22 protein-coding genes are annotated in these 22,760 nt (G+C 73.0%); 14 read left to right on the top strand and 8 right to left on the bottom strand.

Features of this window, described 5'->3' with window-relative positions:
* Positions 1 to 66: 66 nt before the first annotated feature.
* From GGG17_RS13195 to GGG17_RS13215, 5 genes are all read right to left on the bottom strand, one after another.
* Complete coding sequence (locus GGG17_RS13195) at positions 67 to 2,007, bottom strand: PTS fructose-like transporter subunit IIB (protein ID WP_311966680.1); 1,941 nt, start codon at positions 2,005 to 2,007, stop codon at positions 67 to 69.
* The gene (locus GGG17_RS13200; protein ID WP_154594144.1) at positions 2,004 to 2,450 is read right to left on the bottom strand and encodes a PTS sugar transporter subunit IIA; all 447 of its coding nucleotides are present in this window, start codon (positions 2,448 to 2,450) and stop codon (positions 2,004 to 2,006) included. The genes GGG17_RS13195 and GGG17_RS13200 overlap by 4 nt, the downstream gene beginning before the upstream one ends.
* A gap of 39 nt (positions 2,451 to 2,489) precedes the next feature.
* On the bottom strand, positions 2,490 to 3,434 hold the full coding sequence (pfkB, locus tag GGG17_RS13205; RefSeq protein WP_288798031.1) for a 1-phosphofructokinase: 945 nt from the start codon (positions 3,432 to 3,434) through the stop codon (positions 2,490 to 2,492).
* Complete coding sequence (locus GGG17_RS13210) at positions 3,431 to 4,192, bottom strand: DeoR/GlpR family DNA-binding transcription regulator (RefSeq protein ID WP_288798029.1); 762 nt, start codon at positions 4,190 to 4,192, stop codon at positions 3,431 to 3,433. Before GGG17_RS13210 ends, pfkB begins: the two co-directional genes overlap by 4 nt.
* A gap of 254 nt (positions 4,193 to 4,446) precedes the next feature.
* Complete coding sequence (locus tag GGG17_RS13215) at positions 4,447 to 5,112, bottom strand: nitroreductase family protein (RefSeq protein ID WP_154594146.1); 666 nt, start codon at positions 5,110 to 5,112, stop codon at positions 4,447 to 4,449.
* A 182-nt stretch (positions 5,113 to 5,294) separates the two neighbouring features.
* On the opposite strand from GGG17_RS13215, the gene GGG17_RS13220 reads away from it, so the two are divergent.
* The 6 genes from GGG17_RS13220 to GGG17_RS13245 all read left to right on the top strand — a co-directional run bounded on the left by GGG17_RS13220 (position 5,295) and on the right by GGG17_RS13245 (position 13,850).
* Positions 5,295 to 7,973 carry a bifunctional acetate--CoA ligase family protein/GNAT family N-acetyltransferase gene (locus GGG17_RS13220; RefSeq protein WP_154594147.1) on the top strand — a complete coding sequence of 893 codons (2,679 nt, stop codon included), beginning with the start codon at positions 5,295 to 5,297 and terminating at the stop codon, positions 7,971 to 7,973.
* A gap of 35 nt (positions 7,974 to 8,008) precedes the next feature.
* The gene (locus GGG17_RS13225) at positions 8,009 to 8,650 is read left to right on the top strand and encodes a DUF5998 family protein (RefSeq protein ID WP_375804522.1); all 642 of its coding nucleotides are present in this window, start codon (positions 8,009 to 8,011) and stop codon (positions 8,648 to 8,650) included.
* Position 8,651: 1 nt separating this feature from the next.
* Complete coding sequence (locus tag GGG17_RS13230) at positions 8,652 to 9,815, top strand: alkaline phosphatase family protein (protein WP_289033846.1); 1,164 nt, start codon at positions 8,652 to 8,654, stop codon at positions 9,813 to 9,815.
* Positions 9,815 to 10,483, top strand: a complete 669-nt coding sequence (locus tag GGG17_RS13235) for a thymidine kinase (protein WP_154594149.1) — start codon at positions 9,815 to 9,817, stop codon at positions 10,481 to 10,483. Before GGG17_RS13230 ends, GGG17_RS13235 begins: the two co-directional genes overlap by 1 nt.
* Positions 10,484 to 10,603: 120 nt before the next feature.
* The gene (gene ppdK, locus GGG17_RS13240) at positions 10,604 to 13,306 is read left to right on the top strand and encodes a pyruvate, phosphate dikinase (RefSeq protein WP_154594150.1); all 2,703 of its coding nucleotides are present in this window, start codon (positions 10,604 to 10,606) and stop codon (positions 13,304 to 13,306) included.
* Between the two features lie 139 nt (positions 13,307 to 13,445).
* A complete protein-coding gene (locus GGG17_RS13245; protein WP_154594151.1) occupies positions 13,446 to 13,850 on the top strand; it encodes a VOC family protein in 405 nt (134 codons plus the stop codon).
* Positions 13,851 to 13,868: 18 nt separating this feature from the next.
* Here GGG17_RS13245 and sepH read toward each other — a convergent pair whose 3' ends face one another.
* A complete protein-coding gene (gene sepH / locus GGG17_RS13250) occupies positions 13,869 to 15,491 on the bottom strand; it encodes a septation protein SepH (RefSeq protein ID WP_154594152.1) in 1,623 nt (540 codons plus the stop codon).
* A gap of 202 nt (positions 15,492 to 15,693) precedes the next feature.
* Between sepH and GGG17_RS13255 the strand changes: the two genes are divergently transcribed.
* The 8 genes from GGG17_RS13255 to GGG17_RS13285 all read left to right on the top strand — a co-directional run bounded on the left by GGG17_RS13255 (position 15,694) and on the right by GGG17_RS13285 (position 21,217).
* The gene (locus GGG17_RS13255) at positions 15,694 to 16,320 is read left to right on the top strand and encodes a trimeric intracellular cation channel family protein (protein WP_154594153.1); all 627 of its coding nucleotides are present in this window, start codon (positions 15,694 to 15,696) and stop codon (positions 16,318 to 16,320) included.
* Positions 16,317 to 17,480, top strand: a complete 1,164-nt coding sequence (locus GGG17_RS13260; RefSeq protein ID WP_311966681.1) for a ferrochelatase — start codon at positions 16,317 to 16,319, stop codon at positions 17,478 to 17,480. Before GGG17_RS13255 ends, GGG17_RS13260 begins: the two co-directional genes overlap by 4 nt.
* Positions 17,481 to 17,506: 26 nt before the next feature.
* Positions 17,507 to 18,382 (top strand): inositol monophosphatase family protein, encoded by an 876-nt coding sequence (locus GGG17_RS13265; protein WP_154594154.1) that lies wholly within the window; start codon positions 17,507 to 17,509, stop codon positions 18,380 to 18,382.
* Positions 18,383 to 18,608: 226 nt separating this feature from the next.
* Positions 18,609 to 18,905 (top strand): DUF4193 domain-containing protein, encoded by a 297-nt coding sequence (locus GGG17_RS16665; RefSeq protein WP_029210022.1) that lies wholly within the window; start codon positions 18,609 to 18,611, stop codon positions 18,903 to 18,905.
* A complete protein-coding gene (dut, locus tag GGG17_RS16670) occupies positions 18,892 to 19,344 on the top strand; it encodes a dUTP diphosphatase (protein ID WP_288799478.1) in 453 nt (150 codons plus the stop codon). The genes GGG17_RS16665 and dut overlap by 14 nt, the downstream gene beginning before the upstream one ends.
* A gap of 36 nt (positions 19,345 to 19,380) precedes the next feature.
* Complete coding sequence (locus GGG17_RS13275) at positions 19,381 to 20,130, top strand: DUF3710 domain-containing protein (RefSeq protein ID WP_288799476.1); 750 nt, start codon at positions 19,381 to 19,383, stop codon at positions 20,128 to 20,130.
* The gene (locus GGG17_RS13280) at positions 20,130 to 20,540 is read left to right on the top strand and encodes an OB-fold nucleic acid binding domain-containing protein (protein WP_230082957.1); all 411 of its coding nucleotides are present in this window, start codon (positions 20,130 to 20,132) and stop codon (positions 20,538 to 20,540) included. Before GGG17_RS13275 ends, GGG17_RS13280 begins: the two co-directional genes overlap by 1 nt.
* A 2-nt stretch (positions 20,541 to 20,542) precedes the next feature.
* Positions 20,543 to 21,217: a DUF3159 domain-containing protein gene (locus GGG17_RS13285; protein WP_311966682.1), complete on the top strand. Its 675-nt coding sequence runs from the start codon at positions 20,543 to 20,545 to the stop codon at positions 21,215 to 21,217.
* 154 nt (positions 21,218 to 21,371) lie between these two features.
* Here the strand turns inward: GGG17_RS13285 and GGG17_RS13290 are convergent, their stop codons facing one another.
* The gene (locus tag GGG17_RS13290) at positions 21,372 to 22,079 is read right to left on the bottom strand and encodes a potassium channel family protein (protein ID WP_154594156.1); all 708 of its coding nucleotides are present in this window, start codon (positions 22,077 to 22,079) and stop codon (positions 21,372 to 21,374) included.
* Between the two features lie 13 nt (positions 22,080 to 22,092).
* Positions 22,093 to 22,755, bottom strand: a complete 663-nt coding sequence (locus GGG17_RS13295) for a potassium channel family protein (protein ID WP_288799470.1) — start codon at positions 22,753 to 22,755, stop codon at positions 22,093 to 22,095.
* Between the last annotated feature and the right edge of the window lie 5 nt (positions 22,756 to 22,760).

Raw genomic sequence — 22,760 nt, forward strand, 5'->3', positions numbered from 1 at the left:
ATGCCGGGGACGTGGTCCCCGTCATACCGGGCTGGTGCAGGTGGTGCTGTGCTGTGCTGTGCTGGGTCAGGCGGTGACGGCGTCCTGCGCCGCCGACGTGGACGCCACGACCCGGCGGCTCTCGTCGGCGCCCTTGAGCGCGACGACGAGGAGCCCGGTGATGACGGATCCGACGATGACGGACAGGAGGAACATCAGCGGGTTGGTGATCAGCGGCGTGACCCACAGACCGCCGTGCGGGGCGCGGCTGCCGGAGCCGAAGGCCATGATCAGCGCGCCGGCGACGCCGGAGCCGACCATGGACGACAGGATGACGCGCCACGGGTCGGCGGCGGCGAACGGGATGGCGCCCTCAGAGATGAAGGACGCCCCGAGCAGCCAGGAGGCCTTGCCGTTCTCCTGCTCGGCCTTGGTGAAGAGCTTGGGCCGCAGGGCGGTGGCGAGGGCCATGCCCCAAGGGGCGACCATGCCGGCGCCCATGACGGCCGCCATGATCTTGAGCTGGGGAGCGTCGGTGGCGCCCGCCGCCACAGCAGACAGGCCGGTGGTGCCGAAGGTGTAGGCCACCTTGTTGACGGGACCGCCCAGGTCGAAGCCCATCATGAGCCCGAGGATGAGCCCGAGCAGCACCGCGTTGGAGCCGGACATGCTCGTCAGGCCGCTGCTCAGGGCGTCCATCAGACCCTTGATCGGTCGGCCGAGCAGCAGGATCATCGCGCCCGCGGTGATCAGCGTCGACAGCAGCGGGATGACGACGACGGGCATGACGCCGCGGACGCCCTTGTGGACCTTCCAGCCGGAGATCCAGCGGGCCATGAAACCGGCGAGGAAACCGGTCACGATGCCGCCGAGGAAGCCGGCGCCCATGGTGTTGGCGATGAACCCGCCGACGATGCCCGGCACCAGGCCCGGCCGGTCGGCGATGCCGTAGGCGATGAACCCGGACAGGATCGGGACGAGGAAGCCGAAGGCGGCCGCGCCGATGAGGAAGAGCAGCGCCGCCCAGTGCATCCCGGCGCCGGGGTTGAAGGCGTTCTGCAGGACGGTGACCTTGTCGGTGGCTCCCGCCGGGTTGAGGGTGTACATCGACGTGACGTCGATGGCGCCCTGCTTGCCGCCGAAGAGCTGGGCGAGCATGAACCCGAGCGCGATCATGATGCCGCCGGCCGCGACGAACGGGATCATGTAGGACACGCCGGTCATCAGCCACTGGCGGATCTTGGTGCCGGTGCCGACGCGCTCCCCCTCGCGGGCCGGGGTGGCCCCCGCGGCGGCGGTCGTCGTCGCGGCAGCCGCTGCCGGCGCGGTCGAGCCCGCCTGGCCGCGCTCGGCGACCAGGCGCTCGATCTCGGCGATGAGTGCAGGGGAGTCGGACACGGCCCGCTTCACGCCCACGTCCACCGTGGGCTTGCCCGCGAACCGCCCGACGTCCTTGACCTCGAGGTCGTGGGCGAAGATCACGCCGTCGGCCGCGTCGATGACCGACTGGTCGAGCGGCTCGGATCCGGCCGACCCCTGGGTCTCCACGACCATGGTGTGGCCGGCGTCCTTGGCGGCCTGCTCGAGGCCCTCGGCGGCCATGTACGTGTGCGCGATGCCGGTCGGGCAGCTCGTGACGCCGACCAGGGTGAGGGAGCGGGCACCACCGGCGGCGTCGCCCGAGGCAGCACCGGCCGACCCGGCGGGCGACGGCGTACGAGCCTGCTCCGCTGCCTCGACCGCCTGGGCCACCAGCGTCGGGGCGTCGGAGACGGCCCGCTTGACGCCGACGTCGACGGTCGGCTTGCCGGCGAACCGGCCGGCGTCCCTGACCTCGAGGTCGTGGGCGAAGATCACGGCGTCCGCGGCGTCGATGACCGACTGGTCCAGCGGCTCGGAGCCCGCGGACCCCTGGGTCTCGACGACCATCTCGTGCCCGGCCTCGCGCGCCGCCTGCTCGAGGGCCTCGGCGGCCATGTAGGTGTGCGCGATCCCCGTCGGGCAGCTCGTGACCCCGACCAGCCTCACTGCTCGACCTCGGACCGGACGATCTGAACGACCTCGGCCGGGGTGACGGCGTTGCGCAGGGACTCCTTGAACTCGGCGCGCATGAGCTTGCGGGCGAGCATGGCCAGGATCTTGAGGTGGTCCTCGCCGCCGCCCTCGGGCGCCGCGATGAGGAAGATGAGGGTGGCCGGGCCGTCCTCGGACCCCCAGTCGATGCCCTCGCGGGACCGCCCGAAGACCAGCGACGGCTCCGTCACGTGCGTGGACCGGCAGTGGGGGATGCCGATGCCGCCGGGCAGCCCGGTCGCCATCTGCTCCTCGCGCTTGCGCACGTCGTCGAGGAAGCCCTCGAGGTCGGTGACCCGGCCCTCCGACGCCAGGGTCTGGCCGAGGGTCCGGGTGGCCTCGGTGCGGTCCGTGGCACGGAGGTCCAGCACGACCTGCTTCTCGGTGATGAGGGACATGATCTCTCCTTGATGGGGTGGGGTCTGGTGGGCGGCGTCTCAGAGAGACAGGGTGAGGTCGACCGGGTCGCTGACCCTGACGTCGATCCTCGCAACATCCTCGGGAGTCGGCACCTCGGTGCCCGGCAGGCACACCGCGGCGGACCCGAAGGCGACGGCGGTGCGCAGCGCGACCGACGGGGCGTCGCCCCGGCTGAGCGCGTGGAGGTAGCCCGCGAGCAGGGAGTCGCCGGCGCCGACGGTGGACAGCGGGTGGGTGATCGTCGCGGCGGCGTGGGCGACCTCGTCCGGGGTCACCAGCAGGGCGCCCTTGCTGCCGAGGCTGACCACGACGCTGCCGACGCCGCCGGCGATCAGGGTGCGGCAGGCGTCGACCACGTCGCCGAGCGTCGCGAGCGGACGGCCGACGAGCTCCTCCAGCTCCTCGTCGTTGGGCTTGATGAGGTCGGGCGAGGCGCCGACCGCCGCCGCCATGGGTGCTCCGCTGGAGTCGATGGCGACCTTGGCGCCCGCCTCGTGGCCGCGGCGCACGAGGTCGACGTAGAACGCGGGGTCCAGTCCCGGGGGCAGGGAGCCGCACCCGACGAGCCAGGCCAGGCCCTGGTCGGCGGCGCGGTCGACAGCCGCGAGCAGCGCCGCGACCTCGTCCTCGGACAGGGCCGGGCCCAGCTCGTTGACCTTGGTGGTGGTGCCGTCCGGCTCGACGATCCCGACGTTGGCGCGGATGCTGCCCGAGATCTCGACAGCCTCCACGGGCAGGGCGATCTCCCGCAGGAGGGTCTGCATGATCTGGCCCTGCGGGCCCCCCACCGGCAGCACCGCGACCGTGTCGGTGCCGTTGACGGCGAGGGCGCGGGAGACGTTGATGCCCTTGCCGCCCGGGTCGAGGCGCGAGTCGGTGGCCCGCTGCACGGCGCCACGCTGCAGCGTCGTCACCGCGATCGTGCGGTCGACGCTGGGGTTGGGTGTCAGGGTCAGGATCACGCGCGGACCACCTCCGGGCCGTGGGCTTCGAGCTCTGCGGCGGTCTCGGGGTCGAGGCCGCTGTCGGTGACGATGGTGTCGACGTCGCTCAGCCGCCCGAACCTCGAGAAGTGGGCGACGCCGATCTTGCTGTGGTCGGCCAGGACCACTACACGCTGGGCGACGGTGACCATGGCGCGCTTGACGGAGGCCTCCGACGGGTCCGGGGTGGTGAGGCCCTCGTCCAGGGTCAGGCCGTTGGTGCCGATGAAGGCGACGTCGACGTGGATGTCGCGCAGGGCGTCCACCGACCAGGAGCCCACGGAGGCGAGGGTCTTGGCCCGTACCCGCCCGCCGAGCAGGTACAGCGCGACGTCCTCGCGGGTGCTGACCACCTGGGCGATGGACAGGGAGTTGGTGACGACGGTCAGCTCGCCCCCCGTCGGCAGCAGGTGAGCGAGGGCCAGCGTCGAGGTGCCGGCGTCGAGCAGGATGCTGCCGTCGACAGGCACCAGCTCACGGGCGCGCTGGGCGATGGCGGACTTCTCGGCGGTCCGCTGCTCGGAGCGCATCTGGGTGGTGGGCTCGAAGGCGAGCTTCTCGATGGCGATCGCCCCGCCGTGGACCCGCCGGACCAGGCCGTGGCGCTCCAGCACCGTCAGGTCGCGCCGGATGGTCTCGGGCGTGACGTCGAGCTCGGCCGCGAGCGCGGCGACCTCGACGCGGGACTGCGAGCGGGATCGCTCGACGATCAGCTGGTGACGCTCGTGCTGGTGCACAGCGACCTCTCCTTCATCGGGCCTGGCCCGCCCGTCGTCGACGACGGGCGAGCTCCGCGGCCCCGCCAGACGGCGACGGCTCCCGGATGCCGCAACGGTAAACCCGGTTGTGTTTGTTATGCCAGAGATGACGCGAACAGACATGGCGAGGTGACGCGTTCTGGCGCGTTCACGCCCGTGGTGCATGTCCGAGCAGACGTGACGGATGTCCGATTCCTACAACGGTGGCGCCGCGCGACGGTGCGCTCGTCTCGTCATACGGGGTTGTCGCCGCCGCTGCGGTCCGCCGCGCTCGGCCCGGCAGGGAACGGTCGCCCGAACGCACCGTCGTGGGCCACCTCCGCCAACGGGCGCCGGCGTCGCGAGGCGCTGCCCGGCGCCCCGCGGTCGCCGCCCGGGTCGGGATGACCCAGGGCCAGCGTCGCCACCAGGCGCCGGTCGGCCGGTATGCCGAAGGCCTCGCGTACGGCGTCGTGACGCCCCCGCGGCACCCCGAAGAACAACCCGCCGAGACCCTCGTCGTGGACCGCGAGCAGCGCCAGCAGGGCCGCCATGCCCGCGTCGACGTCCCAGTAGGGGATGGGCCACCGCTCGGTCGAACGGTCGCCCCACCTCTTGTCGGGCTCGGCGTAGCGGTCCAGGTAGCGCTCCGGGTCGCTGCACACCAGCACCAGGCAGGGAGCCGTCAGCAGGCCGCGCAGCCAGGCGTCCGGCGGCCCGGGGCGGCGGGTCGCCTCCCAGTAGCGGTCGACGTCCGGCCGTCGCGAGAGGACCACGAAGTCCCAGCCCTGGGACCAGCCGGCGCTCGGCGCGTGGGTCGCGTGGGTCAGCGCCCGCACCAGCACGTCCCGCGGCACCGGCCGGTCGGGGTCGAACCGGCGGTGCATCCGGCGGGTGGTGACGAGAGTGCCGTGATCCATCACCAGAGCGTGACACAGTGACCGCGTTGGATCGGCACCCAGCCCATGAGCGGACTGGGACGTCGAAGGGGCATGACCACAGCGACGATCGTCCTCGACGTCTCGGCAGCCACGACGGCATGTCGTGGAGCAAGGTGCAGGTCGCCGGCGCACCCTGAGGCGGGACGTGGGATCCTGACGGCATGAGCGCGCAGCGTGGCAGCCACGGACCTGGCCGGCTCGGTGTCTCCGACCCCAGCTCGTGGGAGGCGGACGTCGTCCTGCGGGACGGGTCGGTGTGCCACCTGCGCCCGATCCGTCCGGACGACCGGGAGCGGGTCCAGGCCTTCCACTCCCGCCAGTCGCCTGAGTCGATCTACCTGCGGTTCTTCGCCCCGATCAAGGAGATCAGCGCCAAGGACCTGACCAGGTTCACCGAGGTCGACCAGGTCGAGCGGGTCGCCCTCGTGGCGACCGTGCGCGACGACATCATCGGGATCGGCCGCTACGACACGATCCGACCCGGCGTGGCCGAGGTGGCCTTCAACATCTCCGACCACTACCAGGGCAAGGGCATCGGCTCGGTGCTGCTGGAGCACCTGGCGGCCATCGGCCAGGAGCTGGGCGTGGAGGAGTTCGTGGCCGACGTCCTCCCGCAGAACCGCAAGATGATGAAGGTCTTCACCGACGCGGGCTACGAGGTCAAGCACTACTTCGACGACGGCGTCATCGCCGTCACCTTCCAGATCCGGCCCACCGTGCGTTCCGAGCTCGTGCGGCTGTCGCGCGAGCACCGCTCCGAGGCGGCCAGCATCCGCACCGTCGTCGAGCCCGCCTCGGTGGTCGTCGTGGGCGCCAGCCCCCGGGTCGAGGCGCTCGGTCACCTGATCCTCGACAACCTGCTGCGGGGCGGCTACACCGGGGGGCTGCACGCCGTCCACCCGACGGCGTCCGAGGTCCTCGGCGTGCCCTGCCACCCCTCCGTGAGCGCCATCGGCGAGCACGTCGATCTGGCCGTGGTGGCCGTCCCGGCGTCGGAGGTGCTGGGCGTCGTCGATGACTGCGCCGCCGCGGGCGTCAAGTCCCTCGTCGTGGCGTCCTCCGGCTTCGCGGAGTCCGGTCCGGAGGGGCGCGAGCGGCAGCAGGAGCTCCTGCAGCACGCCCACGCCAATGGGCTGCGGGTCGTCGGCCCCAACACCATCGGCGTCGCCAACAACGCCCTGCACCTCAACGCCACCGTCGCGCCCCGGCTCCCCAGGCCGGGCACGCTCGGCCTCTTCGCGCAGAGCGGGGCCCTCGGCGTGGCCGTCCTGGACGCCGCGTCACGGCGCAACCTCGGGGTCTCGGTGTTCGCCTCCGCCGGCAACCGCGCCGACGTGTCGGGCAACGACCTCATGCAGTACTTCATCGACGACCCGGGCACCGAGGCGGTGGGCATGCACCTCGAGTCGGTCGGCAACCCCCGCAAGTTCTCCCGTATCGCGCGGCAGCTCGCGGCCTCCAAGCCGGTCATCGTGGTCAAGTCCGGCTACTCCGGCTACTCGGTCCCGCCGGGGCACCCGGTGCGCCCCACCCGCGTGCCCCGGGAGGCCTTCGACGCGATGATGACGCAGGCCGGGGTCATGCGCGTCGAGAACGTCCACCAGCTCTTCGACGTCGCCGCCCTCGTCACCTCCCAGCCGCTGCCCCGCGGTCCGCGGGTGGCGATCGTCGGCAACGCCCACGCCCTCGGGGCACTCACCGCCGACGCGTGCCTGAACCGCGGCCTCCAGGTCACCCACGGGCCGGTCTCGCTGGCCCCCGAGGCGACCGCTGAGGCCTTCGCCGAGGCCCTGCGGGCCGCGCTCGACGACGCGGCCGTCGACGCCGTCCTCACGTGCTTCATCCCCCCGCTCATCACCGCCGACGAGTCGATCGTCAGCACCGTCGCCCAGGTGGCCGACGGCAGCGACAAGCCCGTCCTCGGCACCTTCCTCGGCATGCGCGGGGTCGCGGACCCCCGCACCGGTGAGGGACCCGGCCACGTGGGGGCGGTCCCGGCCTACCCGATGCCCGAGGACGCCGTGCTGGCGCTCGACCAGGCCGTCCGCTACGCCGCCTGGCGCGAGGCCGACAACGGCGAGCGGGTGACCTACGACGACATCGACCGGCACGCCGCCTTCGCCGTCATCGACCACGTGCTGCAGGACGCCCCGCAGGGCCGCGTGCTCACCGACGACGAGGCGCAGGATCTCCTCGAGGCCTACGGGGTGCCCGTATGGCGCCGCGTGCGGGTCTCGTCGCCGGACGAGGCAGCCGCGGCCGCCGCGGTGGTGGGCTACCCCGCGATGATCAAGTCCGTGTCCCAGGTGCTGCGGCACTCGCCGGGGCTCGGGGCGCTCCGGCCCGACCTCGACGACGAGAAGGAGGTCCGCGAGGCCTACGCCCACCTGGTGTCGAGGTTCGGGTCGTTCGGGGACCTCGCCCTGGTCGTGCAGGCCATGGCCGGGCCCGGGGTGGCCTGCGTCGTCCGGTCCACAGAGGACGCGTTGTTCGGACCCGTCGTGAGCTTCTCCGTCGCGGGCGCGCCGACCGAGCTCCTCGGGGACGTCAGCCACCGCATCCCCCCGCTCACCGACCGTGACGTCACCGACCTCGTGACGACGGTCAAGGCCTTCCCGATGCTCGACGGGCACCGCGGCGCGCAGCCCGTGGACCTGGCGGCGCTGCACGACGTCATCGGGCGGGTCTCCGTGCTCGCCGACGACTTCCCCGAGGTCGCCGCGCTGGAGCTCAACCCCGTGAACGCCCGCCCCGGCGGGGTCGACGTGCTCGGCGCCGAGATCACCGTCGCCCGGCCCGGGCTGCGCACCGATGCCGACCGCCGGGCGATGACGGGCTGACGCGCGTGACGGGTCGGTCGCCCGCAGGTGCCACAATGGCGGCCATGCCTCGCGCCTCGCAGACCCCGGCCGACCTGCTCCCGCACCCCTTGCGGCGTGACATCGAGAGGGCCGGCTACTACCCGGCCCTCGTGGCGGACGTCGTCGCCGAGGCCGCCTGCGGCGAGGAGGTCGTCGAGCACCTGGTCCACCAGGAGACGACCTTCGACCACGACGGCATCCTGCGCCACGTGACCGTGCTGGTGCTGACCCCCTCCCGGCTCGTGGTGGGGCACGTCGACGACCACGTCGACGCCGCCGCGTCCGCCGGGGTGCCCCGCACCGGCCGGGCGGCCGACCGTCCCGTCGACACGGTCGTGACGGCGACCTCGGAGTCCGTGCCGCTGTCCTCCGTCCGCGGCGTCATGCTCACCCACGTCGTGGCGTCGGCGGCGTCGTACCGGCCCGGGAGCCTCGGGGGAGAGGTGACGGTCTCGCTCGGGTGGGGAGCCGTCAACCGAGTCGACCTGATGCCGGCCACCTGCGACAACCCGGACTGCGACGCCGACCACGGCTACGAGGGCACGATCTCCAGCGACGACATCTCGTTCCGGGTGAGCGCGGACGCCGACGGGCCGGAGGCCGTCGCGCAGGCCCGGGCGTTCGCGCGGGCGCTGTCCCTGGCCACGGGGCGCTGACGTGCGGCGGGAGGCGGTCGCCCGGCTGGCGGACGCCTACTCGGGCCTGGGGCTCGCCGACGTGCTCCCCGGCGTCGCGCGCTCCCTCGGGGTCGACCTCGGGCCGCGCGAGGTGGGACGGCTGACGCTGCCGCGGTCGCGGCGCGCCGTCGTCGTGCTCGTCGACGGGCTCGGTCGTCACCTGCTGGAAGCCCGTCGCGGTCACGCGCCGTTCCTGCGGGCAGCCATGTCCGGCGCGCCGGGGCTGCACGCGGGGTTCCCGTCCACCACGGCCACGAGCATGGGGACCTTCGGGACGGGGCTGCCGCCGGGTGCCCACGGCCTGGTCGGCTACCAGGTGCTCGTGCCGGGCGAGGACCGCACCTTCAACGAGCTGGCCTGGGACGAGGGCGTCGATCCCTTCGTGTGGCAGCCGCACGACACGGTCCTGCAGCGGTGTGAACGCGCCGGGGTCGCGGTGACCCGCATCGGGCCGCACTACTTCGACGGGTCCGGCCTGACCAACGCGGCCCTGCGTGGCGGCGCCTTCCTCGGCGCCAAGGACCTCGACGCGCGCGTGGAGGTGGCGGCGCGCGCCGCGGCGTCGGGTCCTCGCACCCTCACCTACCTCTACTGGGGAGAGCTCGACAAGACCGGCCACGTGCACGGCTGGCAGTCCCCGGAGTGGACCGCCGAGCTCGAGCACGTCGACGACCAGCTCGCCCGGCTGCGCCGACTGCTCCCCGACGACTGCGCCCTGCACGTCACGGCCGACCACGGCATGGTCGACGTCCCGCTGGACCGTCGGCTCGACATCGCCGCCGAGCCCGACCTCGCCGACGGCGTGCGCCACGTCGGGGGAGAGCCGCGCTCCCTGCAGCTGTATGCCGAGGACCCCGGCGCCTCGGGGGTCGCCGCCATGGTTCGGCGCTGGTCCGAGCGGCTCGGGGACGAGGCGCTCGTCAGGACGCGCGAGCAGGTCGTCGACGAGGGGTGGTTCGGCCTGGTGGAGGCCGCGGTCGTCCCCCGCATCGGCGACGTGGTGGTCGCCATGACGGGGTCGGTGGCCGTCGTGGACTCGCGCACCATGCGGCCCGAGCTGATGGGTCTGCTCGGCGTGCACGGGTCGGTGACCGAGCAGGAGACCGCCATACCCCTGCTCTCCTGGCCGGCGAGGAGGGGCTGATGATCGAGCAAGACGCGGGCCGTCCCAGCCCGGACCAGAACCCGTTGTTCGGCATCTGCCACCTCGCGCCGGCCGTGGGGCGCCTGCGCCTCCACGCCGGTCTGATGGGCGCGGGCAAGTCGGCGCTGGCGATCCAGGTGGGCTTCCACCGGCGCCAGGCGGGCCGTCCCGGCCTGATCTTCACGTCCGCGGACCGCGCGGGGTCCGGCACGCTGTCCTCCCGGCTCGGGCTGTCGGTCTCGGCCCGCGAGTTCACTGAGGACACCGACTTCGTCGCGACGATCGGTGAGGCGCTGCCGCCGCGCGGCTTCGTCATCGTGGACGAGGCGCAGTTCCTCACACCCGCCCAGGTCGACGAGCTCGCGCTGCTCGTGGACGAGATGGCCGTGGACGTGGACTGCTTCGGGCTGCTCACGGCCTTCGACTCGCACATGTTCCCCGGCTCCCAGCGGCTCGTCGAGCTCGCCGACGACATCCTCGACCTCGTCGAGGTGCTGTGCTGGTGCGGGCAGGCGGGTCGGGTCAACGCGCGCATCGAGGACGGCGCCGTCATCCGGTCCGGCTCACAGGTGGCGGTCGGCGACCTGGGCGGTGGCGCAGGCGCGACCTATCGCGTGCTGTGCCGACGGCACTGGCGCGAGGGAGAGCCCGGTCCCGGCGTCCTGTGACGCGATGTGACCTGCACCACCGACCCCCGGGTGGGGGGCCTGCGGGGTTCGGGTTAGGTTGGGGCCACCAGGGCGAGCACCGACGGCTCGTGACCAGAGGGTTGTCAAAGGGGACGATCGATGACGACGTACGTGTACGACTTCGAGCACGGTGACAAGGACCAGAAGGATCTGCTCGGGGGCAAGGGTGCCAACCTCGCCGAGATGACCAAGCTCGGTCTGCCGGTGCCGCCGGGCTTCACCATCACCACCGAGGCCTGCCGCGCCTACCTCGAGCAGGGCCAGGCCCCCGCGGAGCTGGGGGTCCAGGTCACCAAGGAGCTGCGGCTCCTCGAGCAGAAGATGGGTCGCCGGCTGGGCAACGCCGACGACCCTCTGCTCGTGTCGGTGCGGTCCGGGGCCAAGTTCTCGATGCCGGGCATGATGGAGACGGTCCTCAACATCGGTCTCAACGACGACTCCGTGGAGGGGCTCGGCCGCATCGGCGGCGACGAGCGGTTCGCCTGGGACTCCTACCGCCGGCTGATCCAGATGTTCGGCGCCACCGTCATGCACATCGAGTCGCGCCGGTTCGCCGACGCCCTCGACGCCAAGAAGGACCAGCACGGCGCCAAGACCGACCCCGAGCTCGGTGTCGAGGCGCTCCGGGAGCTGGTCGGCGAGTACAAGCAGATCGTCCGCGACGAGACCGGACGCGACTTCCCCCAGTGGCCCCGCGAGCAGCTGGACATGGCCATCATCGCCGTGTTCAAGTCCTGGAACACCGAGCGCGCCCGGCTCTACCGCCGCCGGGAGCGCATCCCGCACGACCTCGGCACCGCCGTCAACGTCTGCACCATGGTCTTCGGCAACATGGGCGACACCTCCGGCACCGGCGTGGCGTTCACCCGCGACCCCTCCACCGGCCACTCGGGCCACTACGGCGACTACCTGATCAACGCCCAGGGCGAGGACGTCGTCGCCGGCATCCGCAACACGATGTCCTTGGCGGACATGGGCACCCACCACCCCGAGCCCTTCAAGCAGCTCGAGCAGAACCTGCACCTGCTCGAGACGCACTACCGCGACCTGTGCGACGTCGAGTTCACGGTCGAGCGGGGCAAGCTGTGGATGCTGCAGACCCGCGTCGGCAAGCGGACCGCCAACGCGGCCTTCCGGATCGCCAGTCAGCTGGTCGACGAGCAGCTCATCACGATGAACGAGGCCCTCGAGCGGGTCACCGGCGAGCAGCTCGTCCAGCTGATGTTCCCGCAGCTCGACCCCGACGGGGACCGGACCCTGCTCGCCCGGGGCATGGCGGCCTCGCCCGGCGCCGCGGTCGGCACGATCGTCTTCGACTCGGCGGCCGCCGTCGCCAAGGCCGCAGAAGGGGAGCAGGTCCTGCTCGTCCGTCGCGAGACCAACCCCGACGACCTGTCGGGCATGATCGCCTCCGTGGGCGTCCTGACGGCCCGCGGCGGCAAGACCTCGCACGCGGCCGTGGTCGCCCGGGGAATGGGCCGCACCTGCGTCTGCGGGGCCGAGGAGCTCCAGATCGACGCCAACGCCAAGACCCTGGTGGTCGGGGACCAAACCTTCGGCGAGGGCGACTGGCTGTCCATCGACGGCGCCACGGGCGAGGTCTTCGACGGCCGGCTCGAGGTCGTCCCCAGCCCCGTCATGCGTTACCTCGAGCACGGGATCGAGCGCGGCGTCGAGGGGCTGGACGACGAGACCACCGAGCTCGTCAAGGCCGTCGACCGATTGCTGAGGCACGCCGACAAGGTGCGCCGCCTCGACGTCCGCACCAACGCCGACACGGCCGAGGACTCCCGGCGCGCACGCCAGCTCGGGGCCCAGGGCATCGGCCTGTGCCGGACCGAGCACATGTTCCTCGGCGATCGCCGGGTACTCATCGAGCGGATGATCCTCGCCACGTCCGACGAGGACAAGCAGTCGGCGCTCGACGCGCTCCTGCCGCTCCAGCGCCAGGACTTCGTCGAGATGCTCGAGGCCATGGACGGGCTCCCGATGACCGTGCGCCTGCTCGACCCGCCGCTGCACGAGTTCCTGCCCGACCTGACGGAGCTGTCCGTCAAGGTGGCGGTGGCCGAGGCCAAGGCCGAGACCGACCCCCACGACGTCGAGCTGCTGGCCGCCGTGCGCAAGCAGCACGAGTCCAACCCCATGCTCGGCCTGCGCGGCGTCCGCCTCGGCCTCACCGTCAAGGGCCTGTTCGCGCTGCAGGTGCGCGCGCTCGCCGAGGCCGCCGCCATCCGCAGGCAGGCGGGCGGCGACCCCCGGCCGGAAGTCATGGTCCCCCTGGTGGGCTCGATCAACGAGCTCGACCTGATCCGTGACGAGGCCGAGCGGATCATCGCCGAGGTCGCCGAGCAGCAGGGGGTGCAGCTGCAGATGCCCATCGGCACGATGATCGAGCTGCCCCGCGCGGCGCTCACGGCCGAGCGCATCGCCGAGTCCGCCGACTTCTTCTCGTTCGGGACCAACGACCTGACCCAGACGACCTGGGGCTTCTCGCGCGACGACGTCGAGGCGGCCTTCTTCACCAACTACATGGACAAGGGCGTCTTCACGGTGTCGCCCTTCGAGACGATCGACCGCACGGGCGTCGGCCGCCTCGTCCAGCTCGGTGCCGAGGGTGGCCGCGCCGGCAATCCCCGCATCCACCTCGGTGTCTGCGGCGAGCACGGTGGCGACCCCGCGTCGATCCACTTCTTCGACTCCGTCGGCCTGGACTACGTGTCCTGCTCGCCCTTCCGCGTGCCGGTCGCCCGGCTCGAGGCCGGGCGCGCGACGGTCGGGGACAGCGACGCCACCGCCTGACTCTGCGGTATGACGTGCGCGTCGGCCCCGGCACCGTCCGGGACCGGCGCGCACGTCCGTCATATCGACCCGTCCCAGCAACGCGGCTCCCATCGCCATCAGGACGCCGGACGTCCGCATCCCGTGCCAGGCTGGGCCCATGAACCTTCGTTGGTACACCCTGGTCATCGACTGCCACGACATCGCTGCGCAGGCCCGCTGGTGGGCCGAGGTGCTCGACTGGCACATCGTCTACGAGGACGAGCACGAGGTCGCCGTCGTCCCCCGCGACATGACGGACGAGCCCATCGCCGCCGATCGGTGGGCCTCCACCCCACCCGGCCTGGTGTTCGTCCCGGTGTCCGAGTCCAAGGCGGTCAAGAACCGCCTCCACATCGACCTCGCGCCCCACGTCGACGACGACCGTGAGGCGCAGATCGACCGGCTGGTGGCCCTCGGGGCTCGCCGGGTGGACGTGGGTCAGGACCGCACGGACGTGACCTGGGAGGTCCTCGCAGACCCGGAGGGCAACGAGTTCTGCGTGCTGTCCTCGCGGGACCGCTGAGCGCGACCCGTCAACCGGTCACTCGGGCTTCGCGCCGAACATGATGTCGTCCCAGCTGGGGACGGACGGTCGACCGGCCTTGCGGCCCGTCTGGGCACGCCGCTGCGAGCGGTTGCCCGGGGGTGTGGCCCCGCCCACCTGCGCAGGCTCGGTGCGGTCGGGACCTGCCTGGTCGGACGCTGCCTGGGCGGCCTCGCGCTGGTCGGGCTCCGACGTCTCGGGCTCGGCCGCCCTGGAGCTGGTCCCGCTCGTGTGGTCGGCCAGCGACCTGGACTCGTCGTCACCACCGTCCAGGTCGGGCAGGGCTACCTGACCCGGCACGCGAGGGTGCGGCCGCGGAGCGGTGTCAGGTGCCTCGGTCTCGGGCTCCTCGGCGGCGGGCTCCTCGGCATCGGGGGCGAGCTCGTCGCTGGAGCCGTCAGGTCGCAGCGCCGCGGGGCTCACGGGGCCACCCTGGGGCAGGGCGGGCTCGTCGGGCGAGGGCCGCGAGAACTCGCCCTCGCGGTCGGCGATGACTTCGTCGACGACGGCGTCCAGCTCGCCCACGGACCCCGCGGACAGGGCCGCGGCGATCTCCTCGCGGTCCAGGGGCACCGTGGCCTCGGGGGTCGCCCCAGCCTCCGACGGCGCAGCCGGCGCGGACTCGGCCGGCCCCGTCTCCGGCTGCGCGGTGGACGGGGCACCGCGCCGGCGCGCACGTCCGCGTCGCGGCGCGCGCTCGACGGACGCCTGCTCAACGGGGACCTGCTCGGCGGGCGACTGGTCGGAGGCCTGCTCGACCTCCGCGGCCATCAGCGGCTCCTGCGTCGGCACCGCGCGCGCTGGCCTCGCCGGGACGCGTCGACGACGAGCGCGGCTGCGCTCCCGCATCGAGTCGACGAGGTCGCTGTCCTCGTCGTCATCGTGCTGGCGGCGGGTCCGCGCGGGCTCGGGAGCCGTGATGGGGCGCAGGTCGTCACCGCCGTCGTCGCCCTGCTGGGGGGAGTGGATCCCGCCCTCGGACTCGACGTCGTAGACGCGGGGCGTGGCGGTGCGCGGCACCAGCGGAGCCGGGCCCGTGGTGCTCGGTGCGTCATCGCCGGTCAGCCAGCGCGCCTCGTCGTCGATCGGCTCCACGGCGCGGGTGCCGAGGTCGAAGTGCCACCGCGCCTCGCGCAGCCGCCCACCGGCGGCGAACGTCAGGGCCAGCGTCCACGGCGAGTCGGCGCCGCGCCACGCGTCCCAGGACGCGCTCGTGGGGTCGACACCCCGCTCGGTCAGGCGGTCGGCCACGCGGCTCGCCAGCAAGGGGGACGGCTGGCCGCCCGGGGACCGCAGCCGCACCGACGTCGCCAGCCCGGCGACGTGCTCCCGCTCGGCGATGATCGGCCCCTCGTAACGGGCGATCCGCTCCAGGGACCATCCCGTGAGCTCGGCCACCTCGTCGGCCGAGGCACCAGCGCGGATGAGGGCCTGGACCTGGCGAGGGCCGGCGGACGGGGCTGCGTCCCCGCCCCCCGCGGGGCGGGGACGCTCGTGGCGCACGGCCGATCGCAGCGCCGAGTCGAGCGGGACCCGGTAGCGGGCGCCGTCGTCGGTCGCGAGCAGCAGATGCACGCCGTCGTCCGCGATCCCGACCAACCGCAGGTCCTGCACGCTCATGAAGTCTCCGTCCTACCGCTCGCAGGCCCGGCGCGGGGGTGCCCAGCACATGCCCAGTACACGTCGACCCTAGGTTTTCACGGAACCAGGCGTCCACCAACCGACCACGCCGACCGACGCAGCCGGCCCCACCCGCTCCTCCCCGGCGTCGTGGGCAAGGGATGCGGGGCGGGGACGGCTCGGCCACTAGGCTGCTCGGGACATGGTGACCTCCTACCCCCAAGCTCTGCTGGGCCTCGACCTCGTCGGCGTCTTCGCCTTCGCCCTGTCCGGGGGCCTCGTCGGTGTCCGCAAGGGGCTCGACATCTTCGGCGTGCTCGTGCTGGCCTGCGTGACCGCGCTGGGGGGAGGCGTGCTGCGCGACGTCGTCCTGGACGTCCGCCCGGTCGGTCTCACCGACTGGCGCCTCGTGCTGGCGGCGGTGATCGCCGGGCTGGTCGCCTTCGGCTACGCCCACGTGGTGCAGCGCCTGTCCAAGCTGGTCCTGACCTTCGACGCCTTGGGGCTCGCGACCTTTGCGATCGCCGGGACGGTCAAGGCCCTCAGCCTCGACGCGCCCGCCCTCGAGTCCGTCCTCATCGGCTTGATGACCGCGGTGGGCGGCGGCATGGTGCGCGACGTCCTCGCCGGGGTCGTGCCGGAGGTGCTGCGCACCCAGCTGTATGCCGTGCCCGCCCTCGCCGGCAGCGCCCTGCTCGTGGCCCTGACCTCCCTGGACGTGACCGGGCCGGTGCCGAGCATCGTCTGCGCAGGCTTCGTCTTCGCCGTCCGGATGGCCGCGCTGCGGTGGCACTGGTCGGCACCCCGATCCCCGAGGAGTCTCCCGTGACCACACGACCCGAGCAGGCCCGCGAGGACGTCGACCCGTCCGACGGCACCCGCGGCCCCTCCGTCCCCAGCGACCCCAGCGACCCTTATGATGCCGTGCTCGTCCTGTCCTTCGGTGGCCCCGAGCGCCCCGAGGACGTGCTGCCCTTCCTGAGGCAGGTCACGGCCGGGCGGGGCATCCCCGACGAGCGTCTGGCCGTGGTGGGGCAGCACTACTACGACCGCGGGGGACGCAGCCCCGTCAACGACCTCGGCCGCGCGCTCGTCGCCGCGCTGCACGACGAGCTGGGGCGTCGCGGCGCCGAGCTGCCCGTCGTGCTGGGCAACCGCAACTGGTCGCCCTGGCTCGACGACGCCCTGCGGTCCCTGCACGACGGCGGGGCGCGCCGGGTCGTGACGGTGGTGACGAGCGCCTTCTCGTCATACTCCTCCTGCCGGCAGTATCGCGAGAACCTGTCGGACGCCGTGGACGCCCTCGGCGCCGAGGGTCACGAGCTGGTCGTCGACAAGGTGCGCGTCTACGCCACCCACCCCGGCTTCGCCCGCACCATGGCCGGCCTCGCGGCCGACACCGCCGCCGGGCTGCCGCGCGAGGTGCTCCCCTCGACCCGCATGGTTCACGTGACGCACTCCATCCCGCTGTGGATGCAGGAGTCCTCCGGGCCGAAGGACGCGCCGGACGTGTCCTACCGCCACCAGCACGAGCAGCTCGCCGCGCTGGTCGACGCCACCGTCGAGCAGCGCCTCGGCGTCCCGCTGCCCAGCACGCTGGCCTATTGCTCGCGCTCCGGCCCGCCCTCTCAGCCATGGCTCGAGCCCGACATCAACGAGCACCTCGCGGACCTCGCCGGCGAGGGGGTCTCGGACGTGGTCGTGGCCCCGATCGGCTTCGTGTCGGACCACATGGAGGTCGTCTACGACCTCGACACGGAGGCCGCGGCCACGGCCGCCGCCCTCGGGCTGCGGCTGCACCGCGTGCCCACGGTGGGCACGCACCCGGACTTCGTGGCCGGTCTGGCCGACCTGGTGCTGGAGCGAGCGGCCGAGGCCCGTGGCGAGGTCGTCGAGCGGGCGGCGGTGCCCCCGGGCGCCTTGTGGTCGACCTGCCCGGCGGGGTGCTGCGCGGGGCGCGAGGACCGGCCGGCCCTCTGCGGGGGCTGAGCGCGGGCCGGTGCCAGAATGGGTTCATGTCGCAGACCCCGCAGCCACCCGCCGGCATCGACCTGCTCGCTCTGGAGTCGCTGGCCCTCGACGTCGCCCGCACCTGCGCCCGCCTGATCGTCGACGAACGACCCCGCGACCTGGGGGTCGCGGCCACCAAGTCCAGCCGCACCGACGTCGTCACGATCATGGACCGGCGCTCCGAGGATCTGGCCCGCGAGCTGCTCGGCCGGGCCCGTCCGGACGACGGGTTCCACGGCGAGGAGAGCAGCCGCGTGGCGACCACCTCGGGCATCACCTGGGTCGTCGACCCGATCGACGGGACGGTCAACTACCTCTACGACATACCCGCGTATGCCGTCTCCGTGGCCGCCGTGGTGGGCGACCCAGCCGTCCCCGGGGCCTGGGCCCCGGTCGCCGCGGCGGTGGTGGACGCGGCGCGCGGCGATGCCTACGTCGCGCGGCGCGGGGGCGGCGCGCGCCTGCTGCGGACCGACCCCCGGCGACCCGAGGCGGGGCACGAGGAGCAGCCGCTCGCCTGCGCGGCGACGGACGACCTCGGCGGGGCGCTGTGCGGCACGGGCTTCGGCTACGACGCGGACGTGCGGGCGGAGCAGGGGCGCGTCGTCGCGGGGGTGCTGCCGCAGGTCCGCGACGTCCGCCGCGGCGGGAGCGCGGCGCTCGACCTGTGCTGGGTCGCCGAGGGACGCCTCGACGTCTACTACGAGCAAGGGCTGCACGAGTGGGACCTCGCCGGGGCCTGGCTCGTCGTCACCGAGGCCGGGGGCCAGGTGCTGGGGCTGCGCGGCTCCGCCCCGGCAGACCCCTTCACCGTCGCGGGCCCGCCCGCGCTGACCGGCATGCTCGTGCCGGTGCTGGAGGGGCTGGTCGCGCCGTCCTGAGGCCCGCCAGAGCGCCGGTCAGGGGGGCGCCCAGAGTGCCGGTCAGGGGACCGATCAGAGTGCCGGTCAGGGGGCCGGCCCAGGCCGACCCTCTCCCGAGATGCAGCCGATCTCGATTTCGGGCACAATGCGCCGCGAGCCCGGGCACAAAACCGACCAGCGATGCGTTGGACCCGGCGCACCGTCGGGGGAGGTCCCCGCCGAGAGCTGCATGGAGAGGGCCCACATGGCAACTGACTACGACGCACCGCGCAAGACCGACGACGACCTCTCCGAGGACTCCATCGAGGAGCTCAAGGCTCGTCGCGGCGACACCGCCTCGTCGAGCGTGGACGTCGACGAGACCGAGCAGGCCGAGGGCTTCGAGCTGCCCGGGGCGGACCTGTCCGGCGAGGAGCTCTCCGTGCGTGTGCTCCCGCGCCAGGCCGACGAGTTCACCTGCAGCCGTTGTTTCCTCGTGCACCACCGCAGCCAGCTCGCCAAGGAGGTCGGCGGCCAGCCGGTCTGCCGTGAGTGCGCCTGACGAGATCGAGGTGCTGCTGCTCCGGCTCGACCCGGAGCTGGCGCCCCCGGCATACGCCCACCACGACGACGCCGGTGCCGACCTGCGCGCCCGCGAGGACCACGTCCTCGGCCCGGGCGAGCGGTGCCTCGTCCCGACCGGGGTCGCGGTCGCGATCCCGCAGGGGTATGCCGGCTTCGTCCACCCGAGGTCGGGGCTGGCCGCACGGCACGGGGTGACGATCGTCAACGCGCCCGGCACGGTGGACGCGGGCTACCGGGGCGAGATCCTCGTCAACCTGCTCAACACCGATCACGAGCACGCGGTCCGGATCAGCCGCGGTGATCGCATCGCCCAGCTCGTCCTCCAGCGCGTCTCCCGCGCCAGGTTCCGGACAGTAGACTCGCTGCCGGAGTCCGTCCGCGGAGTCACCGGGCACGGGGCCAGCGGACGCGCCTGACGACCCACGCCCCACCACCTGAAGGACACCGATCCCGTGGCTCTCTTCCGCCGAGGCAAGGCCGGCAAGGCCGACGTCGACAGCACCGCCGCCGACACCACGACGCAGGCCCCCGCCCCGCAGCCGGCCAAGGAGCAGGGTCCCTACGACCGCACCGAGGTCAGCGAGCTCGGCGAGCGGCTGGACCTCGGGTCGCTGTGGGTCCCCGGGATCACCGGCATGGAGCTGCGGCTCGAGCTCGACCAGCAGACCGGGGACGTCGTGGCGGTGAGCTGCCACCTGGCGGGCTCGGCCCTGCAGCTGCAGGCCTTCGCCGCGCCGCGGACCCTCGGCATCTGGGACGACATCCGCGACGAGATCGCGGCCGGCATCCAGGGGCAGGGCGGCGCGGCCGAGACGCGCGACGGCAGGTTCGGCACCGAGCTGGCGGTCCAGATGCCCACCGGCCCCGGCAGCTTCGCCCCGGCGCGCTTCCTCGGCGTCGACGGCTCTCGCTGGTTCCTGCGGGGGTTCCTGTCAGGCCCGGCCGCGGAGGACGACCAGCAGGCGGCCGAGCTGCTGCAGGTCTTTGCCGATGTGGTGGTGGTGCGCGGCGACCAGGCGATGGCGCCCCGGGAGCTGCTGCCCCTGACCCTGCCCGAGGGAGCCCAGCCGGGCTTCGACGAGGCCGGTCAGGACGGTCTGGACAGGCACGACGGGCACGACGACGCGCGGCACCGGTCCGCTCGTGGGACCGACGACCTCCAGCCCTTCGAGCGCGGGCCCGAGATCACCGAGATCCGCTGATGGCCACGCGCGCCGACCGCCGAGGCGGCTTCCTGCGCCGAGCGCTGCACCGGATGGTGCGACCGGCGGAGGAGATCGAGGACCACGAGCTTCGCTCGGACTCCGACCGGCTCGGCGTGACCTGCATCGCCGATCTCGTCGACCGCGAGATCGCCACGGTCTCCGGCGCGGTCCGGTCCACGACCCTGAGCCCCGAGGGCACGGTGCCCGCGCTCAAGGCCGAGATCTACGACGGCTCCCAGCCCCTCCAGCTCATCTGGCTCGGCCGGCGCCGCATCGCGGGCGTCCGTCCCGGCACCTACCTCACCGCCCACGGGCGCGTCTGCCGGGTCGAGGGCGTCCCCACCATCTACAACCCCCACTACGAGCTGCTGCCCGGGCGGGGCACGCCCACCGCCGGGGGACGGTGACCGTGTCCGCCGACGTCGAGATGGTCGAGCATCTGATTCGCGCGCGGCTGGCCACCGCCGTCGGGGGCCTGCGGGGGTCGATCGAGGCCGCGCTGCCCACGATCGCCTTCGTCGTCGTGTGGCTGGTGACGAGCGACGTACGCACCGCGGTGATCGCCTCGCTCGTCCCCGTGGCCGTCCTGCTCCTGGCGCGGCTCGTCCAGCGGCAGACGCCCCAGTACGTCCTGTCCAGCCTGGTCGCGACCGCGCTCGCGGCGTTCTTCGCGCTCCGGTCGGGGCGGGCCGAGGACGCCTTCCTGCCCGGCATGGCGCTCAGCGCCGCCTACCTCGCCGGGACGCTCCTGTCGATCCTCGGACGGGTGCCGGCCGTCGGCTTCCTCGTGGCCATCGGCGACCCGGGCTACCGCGAGGACCCGCTCGGGTGGCGGCGCAACGAGCCGCTTGTGCGGGTGAGCGCCCGCCTGACCTGGGTGCTCGTGTGCTTGTTCGCGCTCCGGCTGCTCGTGATGGTCCCGCTCTACCTCGCCGGTCAGGTCGCCGCCCTCGGCGTCGCCAAGATCGCCCTGGGGTGGCCCGCCTACCTCGCCGCGGTCGCCGTGATGGGCCTCATCCTGGTCAAGGGAGCCACCCCGGTGGAGCGCGAGGAGCTGGGGCACGAGGCGGACCGGCAGCTCTGAGCTGAGGTCCGGGTGTGTCGAGCGCGAGGCGGCGGACACCATGCGACCTGAGCCCAGTGCCGCCGACGCACCTACCCCCGGTAGTCACATCGACCGGCCTTCGTCCCCCAGGCTGATGCCCCTACCCCCGGTAGTCACATCGACCGGGGGTAGGTCAGTCCTCGTCGTCCTCGGCGTGGTCGACCTCGGCGCGGGGCTTGCGATGACCGGGGGAGAGCAGGTCCTCGAGGCGGTCCTCGACCTCCTGCACGGTCAGGAACAACAGCTCGTCCCCGGCCTCGACTGAGTCGTCCCGGGTGGGGGCGATCGGCAGCCCGTCCCGGATGATCCCCACCAGCGCCGTGTCCCGGGGCAGATCGACGTCGCCGACGCGGCTGCCGGCATACGGGCTGTCCGGGGGGAGGGTGATCTCCACCATCGTCGCCCCGCCCTTCTGGAAGGTGAAGATCTGCACGAGGTCGCCGATGCTCACGGCCTCCTCGACCAGGGCGGTCATCAGGCGCGGCGTCGAGACGGCCACGTCCACGCCCCACGACTCGTCGAACATCCACTCGTTGCGCGGGTTGTTGACGCGAGCCACGGTGCGGGGCACGCCGAACTCGGTCTTGGCGAGCAGCGACACGACCAGGTTGGCCTTGTCGTCGCCGGTCGCCGCCACCACGACGTCGCAGTCCGCGAGCCCCGCCTCGGTCAGCGAGGTGATCTCGCACGCGTCCGCCAGCAGCCAGGAGGCCTCGGGGACGCGGCTGGCCTGCACGTCGTCGGCGTCCTTGTCGACGAGCAGGACCTGGTGGCCGTTGTGGAGCAGCTCTCGGGCGATGGACCGACCCACGGACCCGGCTCCGGCGATGACGACACGCATGGACTGGCTGACCTCACTCCGTGGGCGGCGCGGCGGCAAGCACGCGCTCGATGGCTGGGATGTCCTCGGTGGTCGACAGGACCCGGACGATGTCGCCCTCCTGCAGCACCGTGTCCGGGCCCGGGAGCATCCCGACGCCGAGACGGCTGAGGTAGGCCACGCGCGCGCCGGTGGCGGACTCGACCGTAGACAGCCGCAGGCCGACCCAGCTGCGGTCGATGGCGACCTCGCTGAGGGCGACCTGGCCGCTCGGGTCGATGAACTCCGGCACGGAGCCCTGGGGCATGAGGCGGCGGACGACCCGGTCGACGGTCCACTGGACGGTGGCGACGGTCGGGATCCCGAGCCGTTGGTAGATCTCGGCGCGGCGGGGGTCGTAGATGCGGGCCACCACGTGCTCGACGCCGAACGTCTCGCGGGCCACGCGGGCGGCGAGGATGTTGGAGTTGTCGCCGTTGCTGACGGCCGCGAAGGCGTAGGCCGACTCGATGCCGGCTTCTTTGAGCGTGTCCCGGTCGAAGCCGATGCCCTTGACCCGGCGGCCCTCGAACCCGCGTCCCAGCCGGCGGAAGGCCGCGGCGTTCTGGTCCACCACGGCCACGTCGTGGCCGCGCTCCTCGAGGCTCAGCGCCAGCGTCGATCCGACTCGGCCGCAGCCCATGATCACGAAGTGCACGGTGA

Origin of the sequence: Arsenicicoccus cauae (assembly GCF_009707125.1) — a bacterium.
In the GTDB taxonomy this organism is placed as follows: domain Bacteria; phylum Actinomycetota; class Actinomycetes; order Actinomycetales; family Dermatophilaceae; genus Arsenicicoccus; species Arsenicicoccus cauae.